1 protein-coding gene and 2 pseudogenes are annotated in these 2,283 nt (G+C 70.6%); all 3 read left to right on the top strand.

Annotated features, from left to right (window positions below; translation table 11 throughout):
* A pseudogene (locus tag Q8814_RS25790) lies at positions 1-432 on the top strand (cutinase family protein); the annotation flags it as partial.
* A gap of 30 nt (positions 433-462) precedes the next feature.
* The gene (locus Q8814_RS25785) at positions 463-1,587 is read left to right on the top strand and encodes an insoluble domain protein (protein ID WP_330154778.1); all 1,125 of its coding nucleotides are present in this window, start codon (positions 463-465) and stop codon (positions 1,585-1,587) included.
* Between the two features lie 103 nt (positions 1,588-1,690).
* Positions 1,691-2,283: pseudogene (locus Q8814_RS25780) on the top strand (hypothetical protein); the annotation flags it as partial.

Below are 2,283 nucleotides of genomic sequence, written 5' to 3'. Positions count from 1 at the left end.
CGGCAGGCGTTCTCGGTCGTGCAGAACGAGGTCACGGCCAACCGGGATGCGTTCGACCTGGTGGCGATGACGACGCTGCGCAACGTCGCCGCCGAGCACGGCTCCTACGGCTCGGTCCCGGCCACGGCCGGCGGGCAGGCTCCGACACGGTTCGTCGCGTCCTGGCTCGCTGCGGTCGCCGCCGACCTCGACGCAGCCACCTCCTCCTCGCCGTCCTCGTCCACGTCCTCGTCGAAGGCGGTGACCTCCACGACGTCGGTCCCGTCCGCCACGAGGACCCGGCCGACAACCACCACCGAGATCGTCTCGACCACGCCGTCGCAGACGGCGACCTCGACCACCTCGGAACCGGCCGTGACCACGACGAACGTGGTCGATGCGGAACCGACAGTGCTCGATCAAGGCGGCGTCTCGGCCGCCGAACTCAACTGATTCACGCCTCGACAGAAGAGAGAACCACTGATGAGAAAGCATCACAGGGCGTCCCGGCTCGCCAAGGCCGGCGTTGTGCCTGCCACGGCCGCGGCGATCGTGGCAGCGGGCACCAGTGTGGCCTGGGCCGCTCCGGTCGAGCTGCCCTCGCAGGGCGGGGTGAGCACCCCGGCACCGTCCACCCAGGGCGGCACCACCAGCGCGCCGAAGCCTGCCCCGGCTCCTCCGGCCAAGCAGATCTACTGGACCCCGCCGCCGGCGCAGCAACGCGAGTACGCACCGCTGCCGGACTACAACTACGACACCAACCGCTACGAGCGGCAGTCCACCCCACCGCCGATCGACCCGCTGGAGCTGCGTGCCCCGCAGCCGGTCACCCCGGAGCCGATCTACATCGCTCCACCCGAGAAGATCATGATCGGCGATTTCCACTTCAACCAGCCGAACTGGGTCACCGACGACGATCGTGAACGCACCAACAACACCGCCGGTCTGATCCGCTCTGATGTCGCTACCTTCTACAAGTCGATCGGCGTCGATGCCAGCCGTGCCGACCGAGTCGCTGCTGCTCAGATCGGCGGCGCATTCGCCGGTGGCGTGGCCGGCGCTGCGGCAGGCGCGGTTCCCGGTGCCCTGATCGGCGGCACCATCGGCGGTATCGCCGGTGCTGCGGCCGGCGGTGTGCTGCCCCTGCCGATCCCGGTTCTTCCCGAGATCACCACCGGTGTCGCCGGTACCGCAGCGGGCGCGGCCATCGGCGCTGCGGTCGGCGCGGTTCCGGGCGCTGTGGTCGGCGGTGCGGTCGGTCTGGCTGCCGGTACCGCCTTCGGTGCCGGAGACGACGAAGGCCAGCCGATCGAGGTCGAGCTGCCGGACGTGCACCAAGACGTGCTCACCGAGCAGTCCGAAACGACCGTGACGCAGTGGGACTCGGCCGGCCCGGTCGAACAGGCCGCCGCCGACGCGGTGCGCAGCGCCGTGCAGACCGCTCCGCAGGTCGATTCGCAGGTCCGCGAGTGGGTCCAGGTCCAGCCCGGGGGTGAAGGCGTGATCGCCGGTGTGGACAACGGTCTCGAGGCGTTCTTCGACGGCTCGGCCGGCACTGCCGCCGAGATGATCTCCACCGCGATCGGTGACGGCACCCTGCCTGCCTGACCTGCCCGAACAGTTTTCAGGTGGGGGCGGGTAGCCCCGCCCCCACCACCCGACGACGGAGGACACATTGTCGACCGACAATCGAGGCACACTCTTCCCGGACGTGACCGAGCGGTACGGGCCGGAGCCGACTCCGACCGACGACACCGACACCGGATCGGTGCACTTCCCGATCCCGGACGAGACCATCGCCGACGCGATGGTGGCGGCCTCGGCCCTCAAGCCGGTCGATGCCGACACCACCGCCGAGTCCGCCGACGACGATTCGGTCATCCAGACCAACCTCGAACCGATCGGCGCTGCTGAGACCACCGTCGTCGACACTGCGCCGGCCCCGACCTCGCAGGATCCGGACGGCTCCGGCGATGCCCCGCACAGTGACCTCGAGGTGGGCGACGATCCGTTTGCCACGGCCCCGGACTGGGTTCGCGCCCACATTCCGCGAGGCCCGCTGGTGATCCCGGCACGCACCCGTGGGGGATTGGGGTCCGCGATCGGTCGGAGCCGTGCTCCTCGCCGCGCCCCGGCGACGGCCGAGGTCGTCGAGCAGGCGACCGTCCTGCCGGTCACCGACAGCACCCCCGCGGCCGCGAAGACCGGCTCCGATCGGTCCCGGACACCGATGCTCGCCGGTGGCGGTGTGGCTGCGCTGGCGGCGATTTCCGCGGTGGTGATCACCGCGATGAGCGGGGGCAC

This window comes from Rhodococcus chondri (genome assembly GCF_036327435.1).
Classification (GTDB): domain Bacteria; phylum Actinomycetota; class Actinomycetes; order Mycobacteriales; family Mycobacteriaceae; genus Rhodococcus; species Rhodococcus chondri.
The sequence above is the reverse complement of the archived record's forward strand: the minus strand, read 5'-3'. Positions and strand labels throughout refer to the sequence as shown.